Source organism: Mesorhizobium sp. M8A.F.Ca.ET.165.01.1.1 (genome assembly GCF_004792065.1).
GTDB lineage: Bacteria > Pseudomonadota > Alphaproteobacteria > Rhizobiales > Rhizobiaceae > Mesorhizobium.
In genome coordinates, this window is sequence record NZ_SRTH01000003.1 from 56,094 (window position 1) to 73,674 (window position 17,581).

Below are 17,581 nucleotides of genomic sequence, written 5' to 3' on the forward strand. Positions count from 1 at the left end.
GGCTGATAGCCTGAATCGCAGGGAGTTCGCCATCAGCTGTGTCGTTGATGATGGCGGCTGTCTTGTCTTTGCCTCGCGAATCCGGTCACACGATCAGATGGAATTTTCACCCCAACAAGACGAGGCGCTACAGGCGGTCGCCCGCTGGCTCCAGGCGGGCCAGCCGCAATTGTTCCGGCTGTTCGGCTATGCCGGCACCGGCAAGACGACGCTGGCGCGCTATTTCGCCGAACATGTCGACGGGCAGGTGCAGTTCGCCGCCTTCACCGGCAAGGCAGCGCAAGTGCTGCGCTCCAAGGGCGCGGTCAACGCCCGCACCATCCATTCGCTGATCTACCGGCCCAAGGGCGAGGAATCGGTGGCCGACGAGGTGACCGGCAAGACCTCGATGTCGCCGACCTTTTCGCTCAACCGGCAAAGCCCGATCTCGCGCGCCAAACTGGTCGTCATCGACGAGTGCTCGATGGTCGACGAGCAGCTTGGCCGCGACCTGATGAGTTTCGGCACGCCGATCCTGGTGCTGGGCGATCCCGGCCAGTTGCCGCCGATCTCGGGCGGCGGCTTCTTCACCGACCATGAGCCGGACTTTTTGCTGACCGAAATCCACCGGCAGGCGCGCGACAATCCGATCCTGCGGCTGGCGCTCGATGTGCGCGAGGGCCGCGAATTCATGCGCGGCGACTATGGCACCGCGCAGGTGATCGGCAAGGAAGACGTCAACCAGGAACTGGTGCTGAAAGCGGACCAGGTTCTGGTCGGCACCAACCGCACGCGCCGGCGCTACAACCAGCGCCTGCGCGAACTGAAGGGCTTCAATGCCGATTACCCACAAGCGGGCGACAAGCTGGTCTGCCTGCGCAACGATCCCGCCAAGGGCCTGCTCAACGGTTCGCTCTGGAAGGTGATGACCTCGTCGCGCGAGACGGTGAAGCCCGGCATCAACCTTCTGGTGTCGCCCGAAGAGGACGATCCGGATCGCGGTGTCGCCAAGATCAAGCTGCTCAAGGCGGCGTTCGAGGATCCGGATGCCGATATCCCCTGGCAGCAGAAGAAGCGCTTCGACGATTTCGACTACGGCTACGCGCTGACGGTGCACAAGGCGCAAGGTTCGCAGTGGAACGAGATCGTGCTGTTCGACGAAAGCTGGGCCTTCAAGGAAACGCGCCAGCGCTGGCTTTATACAGCCATCACCCGGGCCGCCGAACGGCTGACCATCGTCAGATAGAAGGGGTCGGCGGCAGCCGGGAGAATCGTTTCATTTTCTTTCTGGAGCGGCGGTCGCCTCTTCGCCCGTCGGCCGCGCCGCGAGCCACTCCCAGGCAGCAGCTTCCTCCTCGATCTTGAAATGCCTGAATTCGACAGGCGACGAAGCGGGCAAGGCGTGTCGTGCGTTCGGCGTCCAGTCAGGCGCGCCGATCGCCGCGCAACGGCCAATATGCTCCAATGCGTGGACGGCACCCTTCTTGATGGTCTCATCGGAAATGTCGGCCCAGTCGACGCCCTCGTGATCGACTATGCGCACGGCGACGTCGATTCTCGGATGGAGCGCATAGGCCGCCTCCAGCAGGCCGAACAGGTTCTCGGCATCGGCGGCCGAGACATGGCCGACCACATCGAAGGCAAGGAGGTCGTCGCGGCTGGTGTCGATGCGGCGGATCGCCGGCACGGATTGGAGGAAATTCAAGGTGGTGCCTCCCTTTCACGGAATATGTTGGTCTTCTGGAACACCGGAAAGGCCCTATCTGTTCCCGTCAAAGACGCTATAGATGCGCTGTTTCAAATGCGCCGTGCGGAACGAATGAGCGTGGCGCGCCTCAATCGACTGTTTTCACGGACGCCAAGCCCATGCCCGCCAAGCTTTCCGTCAACCTCAACGCCATCGCCATGCTGCGCAACCGGCGCGACCTGCCATGGCCCGATGTGATCGGCGTCGGCCGCCTTGCCCTTGCCGCCGGAGCGCATGGGCTGACAGTGCATCCGCGCCCCGACGAACGTCACACAAGGCATTCCGACCTGCCCCTGATCAGGGCGCTGATCGACGATGAGTTTCCGCAGGCGGAATTCAATATCGAGGGCTACCCAAGTGAGGATTTCCTGGCGCTTGTGGAGAAGAATCAGCCCGAACAGGTGACGCTGGTTCCCGACGATCCGGCACAGGCAACCTCCGATCACGGCTGGAACTTCATCGCCGATGCGGCGTTCCTGATGCCTGTTGTCAAGCGTCTGAAGAAGGGCGGTTTCAGGGTCTCGCTGTTTTCCGACGCGGATCCCACCGGCATAGGGGCCGCTCGCGATACGGGCGCCGATCGTATTGAACTCTATACCGGCCCTTATGGCAGCTACTATTCCGACTCCGGTAAGGCGGCCAAAGAATTGGAAAGATTGGGGAAAACCGCTGACGCGGCATTAGCCGCCGGCCTCCAGGTCAACGCCGGACACGACCTGACGGTGGCCAATCTGCCCGCGCTGGCAAGGCGTGTTCCGGCATTGGCCGAAGTGTCGATCGGACATGGGTTGACAGCCGACGCGTTGGAGTATGGCATGGCCGGCACGGTGGGTCGGTTTCTCAGAGCCTGCGGCTGGTAGGGTTAGGGCTTCGCTTTGCAGGTATGGCAGCCATAGCGTGCAATTGACACCGCATCGCAGCATGCATAGAGCACCGCGCGCCTGTCGGAGAGTGGTCGATGGCCCTTGCCAATAGCGGGAGCGAGGCTGAATCCGTCGAGCAATCGAGCCATTCCGAGGTTGAGCAGCACAGCACCAAGGTTCTGATGCTGGGCGCGCTCGGCGTCGTCTATGGCGATATAGGCACAAGTCCGATCTACGCCTTTCGCGAGGCGCTTCACGCTTCGCCCGGCATCGATACGCGCGTTCACGTGCTTGGCGTTTTGTCGCTGATTGTCTGGGCGCTGACGATCATCGTCACCATCAAATACGTCGCCTTCGTGCTTCGTGCCGACAACAAGGGCGAAGGCGGCACGCTGTCGCTGATGTCGCTGGCACGCAGCGCCTATCCCAAGGGCGCTCGACTGATCCTCGTGATCGGCCTTTGCGGCGCGGCGCTGTTTTTCGGCGATTCGATCATAACGCCGGCCATCTCGGTGCTGTCGGCGGTCGAAGGCCTGACGGTGGTGACCCCGGCGCTGGACGCCTATGTCGTGCCGATCACGCTGGTCATCCTTGCCATCCTGTTCTCGGTGCAGCGCTTCGGCACGGGAAAGGTAGCGGCGGTGTTCGGGCCGGTGACGGCGCTGTGGTTCCTGGCGATCGGCGTCGCGGGCATTTATCACTTGATGGATGATCCATCGATCCTGCTGGCCATCAATCCCTATTACGCGGTTGCCTATCTGGCCAGCACACCCACCGCCGCCTTCGTCACTGTCGGCGCGGTGTTCCTGGCCGTGACCGGGGCCGAGGCGCTTTATGTCGATCTCGGCCATTTCGGACGCAAGCCGATCGTGCTGGCATGGTTTTCCGTGGTGTTTCCCTGCCTGCTGCTCAACTATTTCGGGCAGGGCGCCTTTGTGCTCGCCAATGATGGAAAACCGACCAATCCGTTCTTCCAGATGCTGCCTGACTGGGCGCTGATGCCGATGGTGGGACTGGCAACGGCGGCGACCGTCATTGCCAGTCAGGCGGTCATTTCAGGGGCTTTTTCACTGACCCGCCAGGCGGTGCAGCTCAACCTTCTGCCACGCATCGAGGTGCAACATACCTCGGAAATGCAGTCCGGGCAGATCTACATGCCGCGCGTCAACCTGCTCATCGCGATGGGCGTGATGCTGCTGGTGGTCGGTTTCGGCAGTTCGAGTTCGCTGGCTTCCGCCTACGGCATCTCGGTGACCGGCGAAATGCTGATGACGACGATCCTGCTGTTCGTGGTGATGCGCAAGATGTGGAAATGGAAGCTGGCGCTCGCCCTGGCGCTGACCTTACTGTTCGGCATCATCGACAGCGGCTTCTTCCTGGCCAATGTCGTGAAGATCGTTGAAGGCGGCTGGGTCTCGATCACCGTTGCGAGCCTGATGGGGCTGATCATGTGGACGTGGATACGCGGCAGCCGCTATCTCTTCGACAAGACCCGCCGCAACGAGATCCCGCTCGATTTCCTCGCCGGCAACCTGTTGAAGAAGAAGCCGCAGCTGGTCTCGGGCACCGCCGTGTTCCTAACCAGCGATCCCTTGAGCGCACCGACCGCGCTGATGCACAGCCTGAAGCATTACAAGGTGCTGCACGAGCAGAACGTCATCCTCTCGGTGGTCACCGCACCGCAGCCGGTGGTGCCCGACAGCGAGCGGGTGAAGATGGAGACGGTCAACGAGCTGTTCATGCGGGTGACGCTGACCTTCGGCTACATGGAGCAGCCCAACATCCCGCGCGCGCTGGCGATCTGCCGCAAGCAAGGCTGGAAGTTCGACATCATGACGACGTCCTTCTTCCTGTCGCGGCGCTCGCTCAAGGCCTCGCCCAATTCCGGCATGCCGGTGTGGCAGGACCGGCTGTTCATCGGGCTGGCGCGCACGGCGGCCGATGCGACGGAGTATTTCCAGATCCCGACCGGACGCGTCGTTGAAATCGGCACGCAGGTCGCCATTTAATAGGTACGAGTTCGCCGGGCCTGGTTGTTTTGCGATGGTTCGGGATATGAGCATGCGAAACGTCGCATGGATCGACATCGCAAGACGTCGCCCACCGGTAGCCGCGCGCTGCTAACATGAGTGCCATAACGTTACGGCACTTGATATTGCATTGCAGCAAGCGTAGAGCACCGCGCGTTTATCGGAGTGTCGTACATGGCCCTTGCCAATGCTGGTAGTGAGGCAGAACCCGTCGACCAATCGAGCCATCCGGAAATCGAACAGCATAGCACCAAGGTGCTGATGCTGGGCGCGCTCGGTGTGGTCTATGGGGATATCGGCACCAGCCCTATCTATGCCTTTCGAGAAGCGCTGGTCGCGTCGTCACACGGCACCGTTGCTGATCGCGGCGACATTCTCGGTGTGCTGTCGCTGATCATCTGGTCGCTGACGATTACGGTTACGATAAAATACATCATGTTCGTGCTGCGCGCCGACAACCGCGGCGAAGGCGGCGTGCTGTCGCTGATGGCGCTGGCACGCGGCAGTTTCCCGAAGCGCTCGGCGGTGATTCTGGGCATTGGCATCGTCGGCGCCTCGCTGTTTTTTGGCGATGCGGTCATCACGCCGGCGATTTCGGTGCTTTCGGCGGTCGAGGGCATGAACGTCGTCACGCCTGCTTTCCAGCCTTATGTGGTGCCGCTGACCCTGGTCATCCTCGCCATGGTGTTCGCGGTGCAGCGCTTTGGCACGGGCGGGGTGGGATTGGTGTTCGGGCCGGTGACCGCGGTCTGGTTCCTGGCGATCGGCCTTTCCGGCCTGAAACACATCATCAACGATCCAGAAATCCTGCTGGCAATCAGCCCGCACTACATCGTCGCCTTCCTGATTCATTCGCCGGACGTGGCCTTCGTCACGGTCGGCGCCGTCTTCCTTGCCGTGACCGGTGCAGAAGCGCTCTATGCCGATCTCGGTCATTTCGGCCGCAAGCCGATCGTACTTGCCTGGCTGGCGATCGTGTTTCCCTGTCTGCTGCTCAATTATGCCGGACAGGGCGCCTTCGTGCTGGCCAAGAATGGCATCGTCGGCCATCCGTTCTTCGAGATGAACGAGGGTTGGGCTCTGATTCCCATGGTCGTGCTGGCGACCGCCGCGACGGTTATCGCCAGCCAGGCGGTGATTTCGGGTGCCTTCTCGCTGACCAGGCAGGCGGTGCAGCTCAACATGCTGCCGCGGCTGGAAATCCTGCACACGTCGGAAAAGCAGTCCGGCCAGATCTACATGCCGCGCGTCAACCTGCTGCTGGCCCTGGTGGTCATGATGCTGGTGGTCGGCTTCGGCGAATCCAGCAAGCTGGCTTCCGCCTACGGCATCTCGGTGACCGGCAACATGCTGGTGACGACGGTGCTGCTCTATGTCGTCATGACCCGGATCTGGAAGTGGAAGCTCTCGGTGGCGATCCCGCTGACCGTGCTGTTTGCCTTCATCGACGTCGGCTTCTTCGCCTCCAACATCGTCAAGGTGTTCGAAGGCGGCTGGGCGTCGCTGGTCGTGGCCTTCACCATCGTGCTGGGCATGTGGACCTGGGTGCGCGGCAGCCGCTATCTCTTCGACAAGACCCGCCGCAACGAGATCCCGCTCGATTTCCTCGCCGGCAATCTGTTGAAGAAGAAGCCGCAGCTGGTCTCGGGCACCGCCGTGTTCCTGACCAGTGATCCGCTCAGCGCACCGACCGCGCTGATGCACAGCCTGAAGCATTACAAGGTGCTGCACGAGCAGAACGTCATCCTCTCGGTGGTCACCGCTCCTCAGCCGGTGGTGCCCGACAGCGACCGGGTCAAGATGGAGACGGTCAACGAGCTGTTCATGCGGGTGACGCTGACCTTCGGCTACATGGAGCAGCCCAACATTCCGCGCGCGCTGGCGATCTGCCGCAAGCAAGGCTGGAAGTTCGACATCATGACGACGTCCTTCTTCCTGTCGCGGCGCTCGCTGAAGGCCTCGCCCAATTCCGGCATGCCGATGTGGCAGGACAGGCTGTTCATCGGCCTAGCGCGCACGGCGGCCGACGCCACCGAATATTTCCAGATTCCAACCGGACGTGTGGTAGAAATCGGTACGCAGGTGGCGATCTGACGAGGTCGATCGCCTCGGCCTGAACGGGGAGGCGGGGATGAGCGGCGAATTGGTGCTTGTCACCGGCGGATCGGGGTTCCTCGGCGCTCACTGCATCCTTGCCCTGTTGAAGGCGGGCTATAGCGTGCGCACGACGCTGCGCTCCGCCAGGCGTGAAGCCGATGTTCTGGCCATGCTGAAGGTTGGTGGCGCCGAGCCCGGCGACCGGCTTTCCTTTGCCATTGCCGACCTCATGAGCGACGCCGGCTGGCCGCAAGCGGTTGCCGGCTGCGACTATGTCCTGCATGTCGCCTCGCCATTTCCCTTCGGCGTGCCGAAGCATGAAGATGACCTGATCATCCCGGCTCGCGAAGGCGCCTTGCGCGTGCTCAGGGCGGCGCGAGACGCAGGCGTCAAACGCGTCGTGCTGACCTCATCCTTCGCCGCTATCGGCTATGGCAAGATGCGGCCGGACGGCCGGCCCTTCACCGAAGAGAGCTGGACCGATCCGACGGCCAAGGTCAGCGCCTATGTGAAGTCGAAGACGCTCGCCGAACGCGCGGCCTGGGATTTCATCGCCGCCGAGGGTGGCAGCCTGGAGCTGGCAGTCGTCAATCCGGTCGGCATTTTCGGGCCTGTCCTGGGGGCCGACCATTCGACCTCCACCGCATTCGTCCAGCGCATGATGAACGGTGCCATGCCGGGGCTGCCGCGCCTGTCCTTCGGTGTGGTCGACGCGCGCGACGTGGCCGACCTGCATGTGCGCGCCATGACCAATCCCGCTGCCAAGGGCGAGCGGTTTCTGGCCGTAGCCGGCGATTTCATGACCGTGCGGGAGATCGCGCAGGCCGTGAAGACGCGGCTCGGCGCGGCCGCCTCGCGTGTCTCGACGCGGGAGCTTCCCGATTGGCTGGTGCGGGTGGTGGGGTTGTTCAACGCGGAAGCCGCGCAGCTGGTGACGGAACTCGGCAAGGTCAAGAACGCCACCAACGCCAAGGCGGTGCGCATGCTCGGCTGGGCGCCGCGCTCGCGCGAGGATGCCCTGGCCGCCACCGGAGCAAGCCTGGTTCGGCTTGGGCTGGTCAAGACCCCGAAATAGCGCGGCGGGAGAAAGCCTTCCCGCCGCGCGGATTTCAGCCGGCCAGCGCGGCCTTGTTGGCCTTGAGGAACTGCTTCAGCGGTACCGACTTCCGGCCGGAAAGGGTCTCCACCGAGTCCGTTACCATGCCAAGGTCGCCGGCGCGTGTGGCAGCATCGAAGGACACCAGGAGCTTGGCGATCGGCTCGGGAAGCCCGGCCGCCTTCATTCCCTCGGTCAGCGCTTCGTCGGAGAGCTGGACGACCTGGATCGGCTTGCCGGTGACTTCGGTGACGAGTGCGGCGACTTCGGCTGGTGTATAGGCCTTGGGGCCAGTCAGCGTGTAAGTCGTGCTTTCGGTGTCGTCCGAAGCCAGCCCCGCGGCTATGGCCGCGGCCAGATCGCTCCGCGCGCCGTAGGAAATGGCGCCGTCGGCCGCGGACGTATACCATTGGCCCGATGCGAGGATTTGCGGCATCGCCATGAACAGGTTCTCGTCGTACCAGCCATTGCGGAAGATCGTGTAGGGAATGCCGCTCGCCTTGATCGCCTGTTCCGTGTCGTAGTGGTCGGGCGCGAAGAGCACCGGCGACCCCGGCTCGGTGTTGGGCATCGAGGTGTAAAGCAGGTGGCCGACGCCTGCCTTGCTGGCCGCAGCGACCGCCGCGAGCTGCTGTTCGCGCCGCTTTCCCTGGATTGCCAGCTCGTTGGTCGAAATGATGAGCGCCCGGTCGGCGCCGGCGAAGGCTTTGGCAAGCGAGGCCTGATCGTCGAAGTCGGCCTCGCGAACAGTGACGCCGCGCGCTGACAGGTCGGCAAGATTGGCGGGCGTGCGGGTCGTGGCGATGATTCGGGCCGCCGGTATCTCGAACGTGTCCAGCAGATGGTTGATGACGCTGCGGCCGAGCTGGCCGGACGCGCCGGTGACGAGAAGAGTTGCGGTCATGGGGGATCCTGACTTTGCGCCGGAAGGGCGGTTCGAGTGGTGGTCTCAAAAAGAGACCAGCACTAAAATAGGAATTGACCCGATGCCGTAAAGAAGGCAGTTTTTGGGGAGGTAGGCACAGGCAGGGAACCAGTCATGGACAGCCGAACCGTCAATCTGAGATCCAAACTCGAAGTCTACAAAGCGATGACCGACGGCGGAAGCATCGCCGATTGCCCGGTCCGCGACGTCATCCAGGGGCTCAATGGCAAATGGAGTTCGCTGTTGACGGCGGCCTTGGCTGAGCAGCCCTATCGCTTCGGCGAGCTGCGGCGGCTGGTTCCCGACATTTCGCAGCGCATGCTGACCCAGACGCTCTACGATCTGCAGCGCGACGGCTATGTGCGTCGCGAAGTGTTTCCGACCAAGCCGCCGAGTGTCGAATACAGCCTGACCGACCTCGGGCGCTCGATGTTCGATGCCTTGCAGTATTTGCTGCAGTGGGCTGAAAACAACCATGACGCGGTGCGCGACGCGCGCACTACCTTCGACGCGACCCAGGCTTGAACAACCGGACAGTGCGCGGCTCCGCGGCTTGATTTCGCCCGGCGGCTGAAGGATTGTCTCGGCCAGTTCGGCTTGGGGGCATCGGCATTTCCTACGACATCGCAATTGCAGGCGCCGGTCCGGCAGGGCTGGCCATGGCGCTTTACCTCAAGCGCGCCGGCCACAGGGTCACCGTCTTCGAACGCTTCGAGGAACCCAGGCCGGTCGGCTCCGGCCTGATCCTGCAGCCGACCGGGCTGACGGTGCTGGCCGATCTCGGCCTGCTCGATGATGTCATGGCACTTGGTGCCCGGATCGACCGGCTGCATGGCGCCGATGCCTCGACCGGCCGCACCGTGCTCGATGTCCGCTACGACGCCCAGCAGGGCGGCCGCTTCGGCCTGGCGGTGCACCGGGCTGCCCTGTTCGGCGTGCTGTTCCGCGCTGCCGGGCGTGAGACCATCGCCATCGAAACCGGCGTCGAAATCGAGACCCTGGAAACCGGCGAACGGGCAACGCTGATCCACAGCGGCGGGCGAAAGGCAGGGCCGTTCGATCTGGTCGTCGATGCCAGCGGCGCACGCTCGAAACTGCGGCAATGCGCCGGCAATGCCGCGGCACCACGACCACTCACCTATGGCGCGTTCTGGGCATCGCTGGATTGGCGAGGCGAGGGCTTTGACGAGCACGCGCTCTTGCAGCGCTACGACAAGGCCAGCGTGATGATCGGCGTGCTGCCGATCGGCCGGCCGGAACCCGATGCCGAAAGGATGGCGGCTTTCTTCTGGAGCCTGAAACCGGCGGATGCCGATGCCGTGCGCAACCTCGGCATCGATGCCTGGAAGGAGCGGGTGCTGCGGCTGTGGCCGCAGGCCGAGGCGTTCACCGGCCAGATCGACAGTTTCGACCAGCTCTCGCTGGCCCGCTACGGCCACCATACGATGAAATTTCCGGCTGGCCGGCGGCTGGCCGTGATCGGCGACGCCGCGCATTCGACCAGCCCACAGCTTGGCCAGGGCGCCAACATGGCGCTCCTCGACGCCGCCGCGCTCAGCCATGCGCTGGCGCGAGCGGACGGCGTGGAGGCAGCGCTGGAAGCCTATGCGAGAGCGCGGCGCTGGCATGTGCGGGCCTTCCAGGCACTGTCGCTGGCATTCACGCCCTTCTACCAGTCGGATTCGGCGGCGCTGCCCTTCATCCGCGACAGGCTGGTGGCGACGATCGCCAAAATCCCGCCGGCGCCGCGGTTTCTCGCCTCGATGGTGGCCGGCACGGTGATCGATCCGTTCAGGCGGGCAGGGCTTGCCGAAGCGCGGTGGCCGGATCGCCTTGCCAAATGAGACTCGATAGGAAAGACCCCTTCGCCCGCAGGAAAGCATGCAGGCGCTGCGGATAGTCAGGCGCCACGGCTTGCCTGATCGACGGACGGCCGCTCAACGCCTTGCGCCAGGCCTGGACAAGCGGCTTGCCTTCCAGGATGCCGAAATCGCCGATCCGGTCGAAGGCGTCGAGGTAGCGAAAGACCGGACCGTAAACGGCATCGACGAGGGAAAAGCGGCTGCCAGCGAACCATGGCCCGCGCCGCGGGGTATCGTCCGCGAGTTCAGCCTCGAGGCGGCCAAACATCGCCGACAGCGCACTAGACTCGGCGAGGAAGCCGGCCTCGCTCGGCGCTGAATAGAAGCGACCGATGGCGTTGAGGATGGCCGAGCCGTATTCGATCCAAGCCCGGTGCCGGGCGCGGGCATAGGGGTCGGCAGGGTGGAGGGGATTGGGCTGCGTCTCCTCGAGGAATTCGAGGATGACCGCCGATTCGAAGATTATCGTCTCGTCGCCAGCTTGCCGCACGCGCAGCAGCGGCACCTTGCCGAGTGGCGAGATCGCCTTGAACCAGTCCGGCTTGTCGGCGAGGTCGATGTCGACGCGCTCGAACGGCACGCCCTTCTCGGCCAGCGAGATCGCGGCGCGCTGGACATAGGGGCAAAGGGGGTGGCTGACGAGAATGAGGGTGTCGGGATGTTGCATGGGATGTGCCTCCCGATATCGATGCAGTTGCATCTATGTAGATGCATGTGCATTGATCGTCAAGCTTGATGCAATTGCATCTATCTCTTATGGTGCGGCCATGACAGAGACAGCCATGCCTTCGCCTGAAGCCATCAAGGTCTGGGCCCGCCTGATGCGGGTGTCGCGCCAATTGATGGAACGCGCCGAGGACGCTCTGAAGGAGGGCGGCCTGCCGCCGCTCGCATGGTATGACGTGCTACACGAGCTTGCCGAGGCCGGCGAGGGCGGTTTGCGGCCGTTTCAATTGATCGAGCGCACCTTGTTTGCGCAATACAACATCTCGCGGCTGTTGGCGCGGCTCGAGGCCGACGGGCTGGTCGAGAAACTGCCGGTGGCCGATGACGGCCGTGGGCAAACCATCCGCGTCACGGCCACGGGACGTGAGACGCGCCGCCGGATGTGGGCGGTCTACGGGCGCTCGATCGCGGACCTGGTTGGCGCCAAACTGTCAACCGTTGAGCTGAACACGGTCTCGGCGATGCTCGGCCGGCTGCGCGATCCGCCTGTGGACCATTGAGGTTGGACCAGTACTGAGCGGCTGTTGCGCACCGTCGCCTTTTGCCGCCAAATATTTCTACTTTTTCCCCTTGCGTCGGATGGCGGATCGCGCAATATGCCGAACCGTAACGTACGGTACGCTGTTGGTTGACGACAAACTGTACCCTTCGAACAGGAACCGAACGTGTTGCAGGCCAACGCCGACATCGACAACAGCCAGACGCTGACGGAGCGGCAGCAGGCCGTCCTGGACGCGGCGCTGCGGCTGCTGGTCGAGGAGGGCGACAACCTGACCATGACTGCCGTGGCGCGACGCGCCAGCTGTTCCAAGGAAACCCTCTACAAATGGTTCGGCGACCGCGACGGGCTTTTGACGGCAACCGTGCAGTGGCAGGCCTCCAAGGTCCGGGTGGCTCCGGTCGACGGCAAGGGGCTTGACCTTGCCTCGCTGGCGGCGAGCCTAGAGCGTTTCGCTTCCGATTGGCTGAGAGTGATCTCCAGCGACACCTCGATTGCGCTCAACCGTGTCGCGGTCGGCCATGCCGGGTCGGGCAAGGACAATCTCGGCGCCGTCGTGCTGGAGAATGGGCGCTTTGCCCTGGCCAAGCGGCTGAAGCCGGTGCTTGAGGCCGGCCGGCAGGCGGGACTCCTTGAATTTTCGGATGCCGAGATGGCGTTCCGTACCTTTTTCGGACTGGTTGGCCGGGATGTGCAGATCCGTCTGCTCCTCGGTGACCGGCTGGAATTGACTGAGGCGGCGATCGGCGGCGATGCCATCCGCGCGACGCAGCAGTTTCTCGCTCTTTTCGGAGCAACAAACGGCCGCAAGGCCTCTTCATAAAAACGGGAAGGAAGTAAAAATGCGCGTCTATTACGATCGTGATGCCGATCTCAACCTGATCAAGGGCAAGAAGGTCGCCATCATCGGCTATGGCAGCCAGGGCAGGGCGCATGCGCTCAACCTCAAGGATTCCGGCGCCAAGGAAATCGCCATCGGCCTCAAGGCCGGCTCGGCGACGGCCAAGAAGGTCGAGGCCGACGGGCTCAAGGTGATGAGCGTCGCCGACGCCGCCAAATGGGCCGATCTGATGATGATGGCGACGCCAGACGAATTGCAGGCCGACATCTACAAGAACGAGATCGCGCCGAACATCCGCGACGGTGCCGCGATCGCCTTCGCGCACGGCCTCAACGTGCATTTCGGGCTGATCGAGCCGAAGTCGACCGTCGACGTGGTCATGATCGCGCCGAAGGGTCCCGGCCACACGGTGCGCGGCGAATACCAGAAGGGCGGCGGCGTGCCGTGCCTGGTCGCCGTCAACCAGGACGCCTCGGGCAACGCGCTCGACCTCGCTCTCTCCTATGCCTGCGGCGTCGGCGGCGGCCGTTCGGGCATCATCGAGACCAATTTCCGCGAGGAATGCGAGACCGACCTGTTCGGCGAGCAGGTCGTGCTGTGCGGGGGCCTGGTCGAACTGATCCGCGCCGGCTTCGAGACGCTGGTGGAAGCCGGTTACGCGCCGGAAATGGCCTATTTCGAGTGCCTGCACGAGGTCAAGCTGATCGTCGACCTGATCTATGAAGGCGGCATCGCCAACATGAACTACTCGATCTCCAACACCGCCGAATGGGGCGAATATGTCTCGGGTCCGCGCATCATCACCGCCGAGACCAAGGCCGAGATGAAGCGCGTGCTGAAGGACATCCAGACGGGGAAATTCACCTCGGAATGGATGCAGGAATACCGCGCCGGCATGTCGCGCTTCAAGGGCATCCGCCGCAACAACGACAGCCACCAGATCGAGGAAGTCGGCGCCAAGCTGCGCGCGATGATGCCTTGGATTTCGAAGAACAAGCTGGTGGACAAGGCCAAGAATTGAGCGAAATCTATCCGCTCGAAGCCCCTCCAACTCTTGGTTTTTACGCAATTCCGGATGGAAAACCGCTACGCACTTTTCTGGAATTGCTCTGACTTCGAACGGTCAAAAACCAAAAACGGCGCCCCGTGGCGCCGTTTTCATTTCTGGTGTCAGCCGCAGGCAGCTCAACTATAGGGCGACCAGCACTGCTGGCGCGGCCCGTTATAGGGCTGGAACGTGTTGTCGTAAGCGCGGTACGACCGGTAGCGGTTGTAGCACCACCGGACATGGGCGCTCGAAAGCCGTCCCGCGCGGTAGTAGCGGCGTGGCGCCGGCGCATAGTAGTCGTAGTTGTTATAGTTGTTGTACATGCTGCCAAGGCCGAGACCCAGGCCAAGGCCGAGGATCGCGGCGGCGCCATCGTCGTAGTAGCCGCCGTGATAGTAGCGGCGGCCATGGCGCCAGCGCCAGTCGTCGCCGCGGTTCCAGTTGCCGCCACCATTCCAGTGACGGCCGCTCCAGTTGCCTCCGCCATTCCAGTGGCGGCCGTTCCAGTTCCCCGACCGGCGCCATCTCCAATCGTTGTTGAAACTCCGGTTGTTGCCGCCGGCCCAGCCTTCGCGGACCGGGGTAACCGTTGGCGCGGCGGTGCTGGCCGGGATCGACACATCCGGCTGTAGGATCGGCCCGGCAGCGGACGGCGCCGTGACGCCGGAGACAATACCAAGCGCTATCAGCCCGGATTTGACAGTGGAAGAAAAAAGCGCGTTCATTGCACTTCTCCAAGAGAACAGGCCCCACGCCCTACCAGGGGAATGGGACCACTGTGGATCTTTGCGTCTGAACGGCGGATGAACGGAAAGGTTCCGTCAACCATGGCGCGAACGCCGTCAGGACCAAACGATCCCTGCTTGTGGTCTTGCGATCTTGTCTTCCGCCGCTCTTGCAGGCAAAGGTCAGCGCATGTCGCTGCGCCTTGCCACCTTCAATGTCGAGAACCTGATGAATAGGTTCGACTTTTCCGGCTATCGCAACCAACTCAACGAGGACCGGACACTGGCGCTGTTCGATATCCAGAGCGAGGCCGAATACAGGATGCTGGAACAGGCGCGCGCCATCGCGCAATCCGATGACACGCGCCAGCTGACGGCGCTGGCCATCGCCGCCACCCGCGCCGACATCATCTGCATGCAGGAGGTCGACAACATCGAAGCGCTGAAGGCGTTCGAGTACGGCTATCTGTTCAAGATGGTGGGGCAGGGTTACCGCCAGAAATACACCACGTCGGGCAATGATTCGCGCGGCATCGATGTCGCGATAATGATGCGCAACGAGACCGCGCAGGGACAGCCGATCGAATTCGTGCGCATGACCAGCCACGCCTATGTCACCTACGAGCAGTTCGGCTTGCACACGCCGGAACTCGCGGCGCTTGGCAACCAGGCCAATGAACGCATCTTCCGGCGCGACTGCCTGGAAGTCGACATCAAGGTGGGCGGCGCGCCGATAACGCTCTATCTCGTGCACTTCAAGTCGATGGGGTCGCCCCGCAACGGGCTCGACGGACGCGAGGCGACAATGCCGGTGCGCATCGCCGAGGCGCAGGCCGTGCGGCGCATCATCGAGGAGCGCTTCGGTGGGGATCACGCTGCCGACAAGCGCTGGGCGATCTGCGGCGACATGAACGATTACCGCCAGCGCGTGAAGATCGCCGGCGATGAGGTCGACGGCTACCGTTTCGAGGTGGTCGACGAGAACCTGTCCTGCATCAACGTGCTGACAGCGGGCGGCTTCTGCGAAAACGTGGTCGAGCGGCGGCCGGAAATGAACCGCTGGACCTTCTATCACACACGCGGACCCGAGGAGCGGCATTTGTGCCAGCTCGACTATATCCTGCTTTCCAGGGGACTGGCGGCCAAGAACGCCACCGCCGTTCCCGACATCATCCGCAACGGCCAGCCCTGGCGCACGATCTTTCCCGCGGGCCAGGAAGTCGAGCGCTTCCCGCGTGCCGGCTGGGATCGGCCCAAGGCCTCGGACCATTGCCCGGTGGCGATCACGCTGGACATGGCCTGATGGGCAGGATCGGGACCTGAGCCGACATGAGCTTCGATCTTCCGCGCAATGTCATCCTGCCGGTCGATGCCATCGACGTCCGTCTCGATCCCGGCCCGCATCCCTTCGCGGTGGATAATGCCGAGGCGATCGCCAAGAATTGGCAGAGCGAGATCGCGGCCAATCCGGCGCTGTTCGACGGCACGGTGGTTCTGCTTTCGGAACTCGCCTATCGCGACCGCAGCCTCATTGGCCGCTGTCATGCGATCAACTACTCGACCTTCATGCTTTGGCGCAAACGACGGGAGAATTCCGGCGCCGAGCACGCCTATGGGCACGCCATGCTGGTGGCCGGGGACAACGCTCTGGTGGCGATCCGCATGGGACGACACACAGTGGGTGCCGGGAGCGTCTATTTCGCCGCGGGCTCGTTCGAGCCGACCGATTTCCGCGACGGTCTCGTCGATGTCGATTTCAACATGATCCGCGAGGTGCGCGAGGAGACCGGCCTCGACCTGTCGGATGCCAGGCGCGGTGTGCGCTGGCACGCCCTGTCGACGACAAGCGGCACGGTCATCTTCCGCCGCTATCATGTCGATGAGGCGGCTGACGAGATCGCATCGCGCATCCGCGCCTTCGTCGCCTCCGAAGCCGATCCGGAGATCGAGGGGCCAGTGATCATCCGCCATGCCGGCGACCTGCCGGACGGTCTGTCGCCGCATATGAAGCCGCTGATCGAGTGGCATTTTGCGAACGAGGGCTAAATCCCCTTGCATGCGCCTTACGGAGAAGCGTCGAGAGATTGCGTTGTGATATCAAACTTGATAAAATGCTATCAAAGATGTCACTATAAGTATGTTGCTATCGATGAGCGCTGTCACCATCCGCAATTTGCCAGAGGAAACGCTCCGCGCCTTGAAGGTGCGGGCGGCCCACCACGGCCGCAGCACTGAGGCCGAAATGCGAGAGATCCTGGAAACGGCCGTGCGGCCGGCCAATCGGGTCAAACTCGGCTCGCTGCTCGCCGCCATCGGTCGCGAGGCTGGATTGTCGCAAGAGGATGTCGATACCTTGCAAAGGCTCCGCGACAAGACACCGGGCGAGCCGGTACGGTTCGAATGATCCTCATCGATACCAATGTAATTTCCGAACCGTGGAAACCCGCGCCCGATCCGCGCGTCATCGCGTGGATCGACGCTCAGGCCGTTGAAACCCTGTATCTTTCGGCCGTCACCGTGGCCGAGCTGCGTTTCGGTGTCGCGGCGATGCCTGCCGGCAAGCGCCGCACGATCCTGCAGGATCGTCTGGAGCAGGACGCGCTGCCGCTGTTTGCTGGCCGTATTCTGCCCTTCGATCTCGATGCGTCGCGCGCCTATGCCATCCTCATGGTGCAGGCGAGGGCCGCGGGCAAGGCCATCGGCAACGCGGATGGTTACATCGCCGCCACAGCCGCTGCGCACGGCCTCACGGTCGCCACCCGCGATACCAGCCCGTTCGCGGCCGCCGGGTTGAATACCGTCAATCCGTGGGAAGCAGCGTTGTAACCGTGCCTGCCACTCGAAACCGCACGTTGTCGCCGCGGTCGGGATGAATGATCCGGGGAGAGGCGGACAGGGCTCTATGATGTCTTGCTCGTGAGTGCCTTGCGTTCGTTGCGCGCGGCGATGAAAAACAGAATGAAGCCGACGCCCAGCAACCCGCCCATCGCCATACCCATGGTCTGGCCGACGACCGCTTGGAAATCCGGTTTGACGCGATCGGGGTTGGTCATCCCGTAATCGGCGAGATACCACCAGATCCCTGCCAGGACAGCTTCGATAATCACCATGGTCAGGATCACGCGCGCCTTCTTGCTCATCAG

General features: G+C 63.2%; 19 protein-coding genes. 14 read left to right on the plus strand and 5 right to left on the minus strand.

All coding sequences use genetic code 11. From position 1 onward, the window contains the following. Positions 1-97 precede the first annotated feature (97 nt). Positions 98-1,225: an ATP-dependent RecD-like DNA helicase gene (locus tag EN808_RS09535; protein ID WP_127871618.1), complete on the plus strand. Its 1,128-nt coding sequence runs from the start codon at positions 98-100 to the stop codon at positions 1,223-1,225. 30 nt (positions 1,226-1,255) lie between these two features. Here EN808_RS09535 and EN808_RS09540 read toward each other — a convergent pair whose 3' ends face one another. Beyond that, a complete protein-coding gene (locus EN808_RS09540; RefSeq protein WP_127280159.1) occupies positions 1,256-1,684 on the minus strand; it encodes an STAS/SEC14 domain-containing protein in 429 nt (142 codons plus the stop codon). Between the two features lie 161 nt (positions 1,685-1,845). On the opposite strand from EN808_RS09540, the gene EN808_RS09545 reads away from it, so the two are divergent. The 4 genes from EN808_RS09545 to EN808_RS09560 all read left to right on the plus strand — a co-directional run bounded on the left by EN808_RS09545 (position 1,846) and on the right by EN808_RS09560 (position 7,791). After that, the gene (locus EN808_RS09545; RefSeq protein ID WP_135866883.1) at positions 1,846-2,586 is read left to right on the plus strand and encodes a pyridoxine 5'-phosphate synthase; all 741 of its coding nucleotides are present in this window, start codon (positions 1,846-1,848) and stop codon (positions 2,584-2,586) included. Between the two features lie 98 nt (positions 2,587-2,684). Next, positions 2,685-4,598, plus strand: coding sequence for a potassium transporter Kup (locus EN808_RS09550; RefSeq protein ID WP_135915651.1), 1,914 nt, complete (start codon positions 2,685-2,687; stop codon positions 4,596-4,598). A gap of 195 nt (positions 4,599-4,793) precedes the next feature. Beyond that, positions 4,794-6,713, plus strand: coding sequence for a potassium transporter Kup (locus EN808_RS09555; protein WP_135915652.1), 1,920 nt, complete (start codon positions 4,794-4,796; stop codon positions 6,711-6,713). A gap of 37 nt (positions 6,714-6,750) precedes the next feature. Continuing rightward, positions 6,751-7,791, plus strand: a complete 1,041-nt coding sequence (locus EN808_RS09560) for an aldehyde reductase (protein ID WP_135915653.1) — start codon at positions 6,751-6,753, stop codon at positions 7,789-7,791. Positions 7,792-7,825: 34 nt separating this feature from the next. Here EN808_RS09560 and EN808_RS09565 read toward each other — a convergent pair whose 3' ends face one another. After that, positions 7,826-8,716 (minus strand): SDR family oxidoreductase, encoded by an 891-nt coding sequence (locus EN808_RS09565; protein ID WP_127279156.1) that lies wholly within the window; start codon positions 8,714-8,716, stop codon positions 7,826-7,828. 135 nt (positions 8,717-8,851) lie between these two features. Between EN808_RS09565 and EN808_RS09570 the strand changes: the two genes are divergently transcribed. Together EN808_RS09570 and EN808_RS09575 are read left to right on the plus strand one after the other, a co-directional pair. Further along, complete coding sequence (locus EN808_RS09570; RefSeq protein WP_135915654.1) at positions 8,852-9,262, plus strand: helix-turn-helix domain-containing protein; 411 nt, start codon at positions 8,852-8,854, stop codon at positions 9,260-9,262. 53 nt (positions 9,263-9,315) lie between these two features. After that, positions 9,316-10,581 carry an NAD(P)/FAD-dependent oxidoreductase gene (locus EN808_RS09575; RefSeq protein WP_135915655.1) on the plus strand — a complete coding sequence of 422 codons (1,266 nt, stop codon included), beginning with the start codon at positions 9,316-9,318 and terminating at the stop codon, positions 10,579-10,581. On the opposite strand, the gene EN808_RS09580 is transcribed toward EN808_RS09575, so the two are convergent. Next, the gene (locus EN808_RS09580; protein WP_135915656.1) at positions 10,529-11,266 is read right to left on the minus strand and encodes a glutathione S-transferase family protein; all 738 of its coding nucleotides are present in this window, start codon (positions 11,264-11,266) and stop codon (positions 10,529-10,531) included. The genes EN808_RS09575 and EN808_RS09580 overlap by 53 nt on opposite strands. 100 nt (positions 11,267-11,366) lie before the next feature. On the opposite strand from EN808_RS09580, the gene EN808_RS09585 reads away from it, so the two are divergent. The 3 genes from EN808_RS09585 to ilvC all read left to right on the plus strand — a co-directional run bounded on the left by EN808_RS09585 (position 11,367) and on the right by ilvC (position 13,686). Continuing rightward, on the plus strand, positions 11,367-11,825 hold the full coding sequence (locus tag EN808_RS09585) for a MarR family transcriptional regulator (RefSeq protein ID WP_127871738.1): 459 nt from the start codon (positions 11,367-11,369) through the stop codon (positions 11,823-11,825). 165 nt (positions 11,826-11,990) lie between these two features. Then, a complete protein-coding gene (locus tag EN808_RS09590) occupies positions 11,991-12,647 on the plus strand; it encodes a TetR/AcrR family transcriptional regulator (RefSeq protein ID WP_127279159.1) in 657 nt (218 codons plus the stop codon). Between the two features lie 19 nt (positions 12,648-12,666). Further along, positions 12,667-13,686 (plus strand): ketol-acid reductoisomerase, encoded by a 1,020-nt coding sequence (gene ilvC / locus EN808_RS09595; RefSeq protein WP_013531065.1) that lies wholly within the window; start codon positions 12,667-12,669, stop codon positions 13,684-13,686. Between the two features lie 164 nt (positions 13,687-13,850). Here the strand turns inward: ilvC and EN808_RS09600 are convergent, their stop codons facing one another. Beyond that, positions 13,851-14,438, minus strand: a complete 588-nt coding sequence (locus tag EN808_RS09600) for a BA14K family protein (protein WP_127279160.1) — start codon at positions 14,436-14,438, stop codon at positions 13,851-13,853. 190 nt (positions 14,439-14,628) lie between these two features. On the opposite strand from EN808_RS09600, the gene EN808_RS09605 reads away from it, so the two are divergent. The 4 genes from EN808_RS09605 to EN808_RS09620 all read left to right on the plus strand — a co-directional run bounded on the left by EN808_RS09605 (position 14,629) and on the right by EN808_RS09620 (position 17,264). Beyond that, positions 14,629-15,741: an endonuclease/exonuclease/phosphatase family protein gene (locus tag EN808_RS09605; RefSeq protein ID WP_135866529.1), complete on the plus strand. Its 1,113-nt coding sequence runs from the start codon at positions 14,629-14,631 to the stop codon at positions 15,739-15,741. A 26-nt stretch (positions 15,742-15,767) separates the two neighbouring features. Beyond that, on the plus strand, positions 15,768-16,484 hold the full coding sequence (locus EN808_RS09610) for a hypothetical protein (protein WP_127280731.1): 717 nt from the start codon (positions 15,768-15,770) through the stop codon (positions 16,482-16,484). A gap of 103 nt (positions 16,485-16,587) precedes the next feature. Next, positions 16,588-16,842 (plus strand): plasmid stabilization protein, encoded by a 255-nt coding sequence (locus EN808_RS09615; protein WP_127280732.1) that lies wholly within the window; start codon positions 16,588-16,590, stop codon positions 16,840-16,842. After that, complete coding sequence (locus EN808_RS09620; protein ID WP_135915657.1) at positions 16,839-17,264, plus strand: type II toxin-antitoxin system VapC family toxin; 426 nt, start codon at positions 16,839-16,841, stop codon at positions 17,262-17,264. The genes EN808_RS09615 and EN808_RS09620 overlap by 4 nt, the downstream gene beginning before the upstream one ends. Positions 17,265-17,338: 74 nt before the next feature. Here EN808_RS09620 and EN808_RS09625 read toward each other — a convergent pair whose 3' ends face one another. After that, a complete protein-coding gene (locus tag EN808_RS09625; RefSeq protein WP_127280734.1) occupies positions 17,339-17,578 on the minus strand; it encodes a hypothetical protein in 240 nt (79 codons plus the stop codon). Positions 17,579-17,581: the final 3 nt, after the last annotated feature.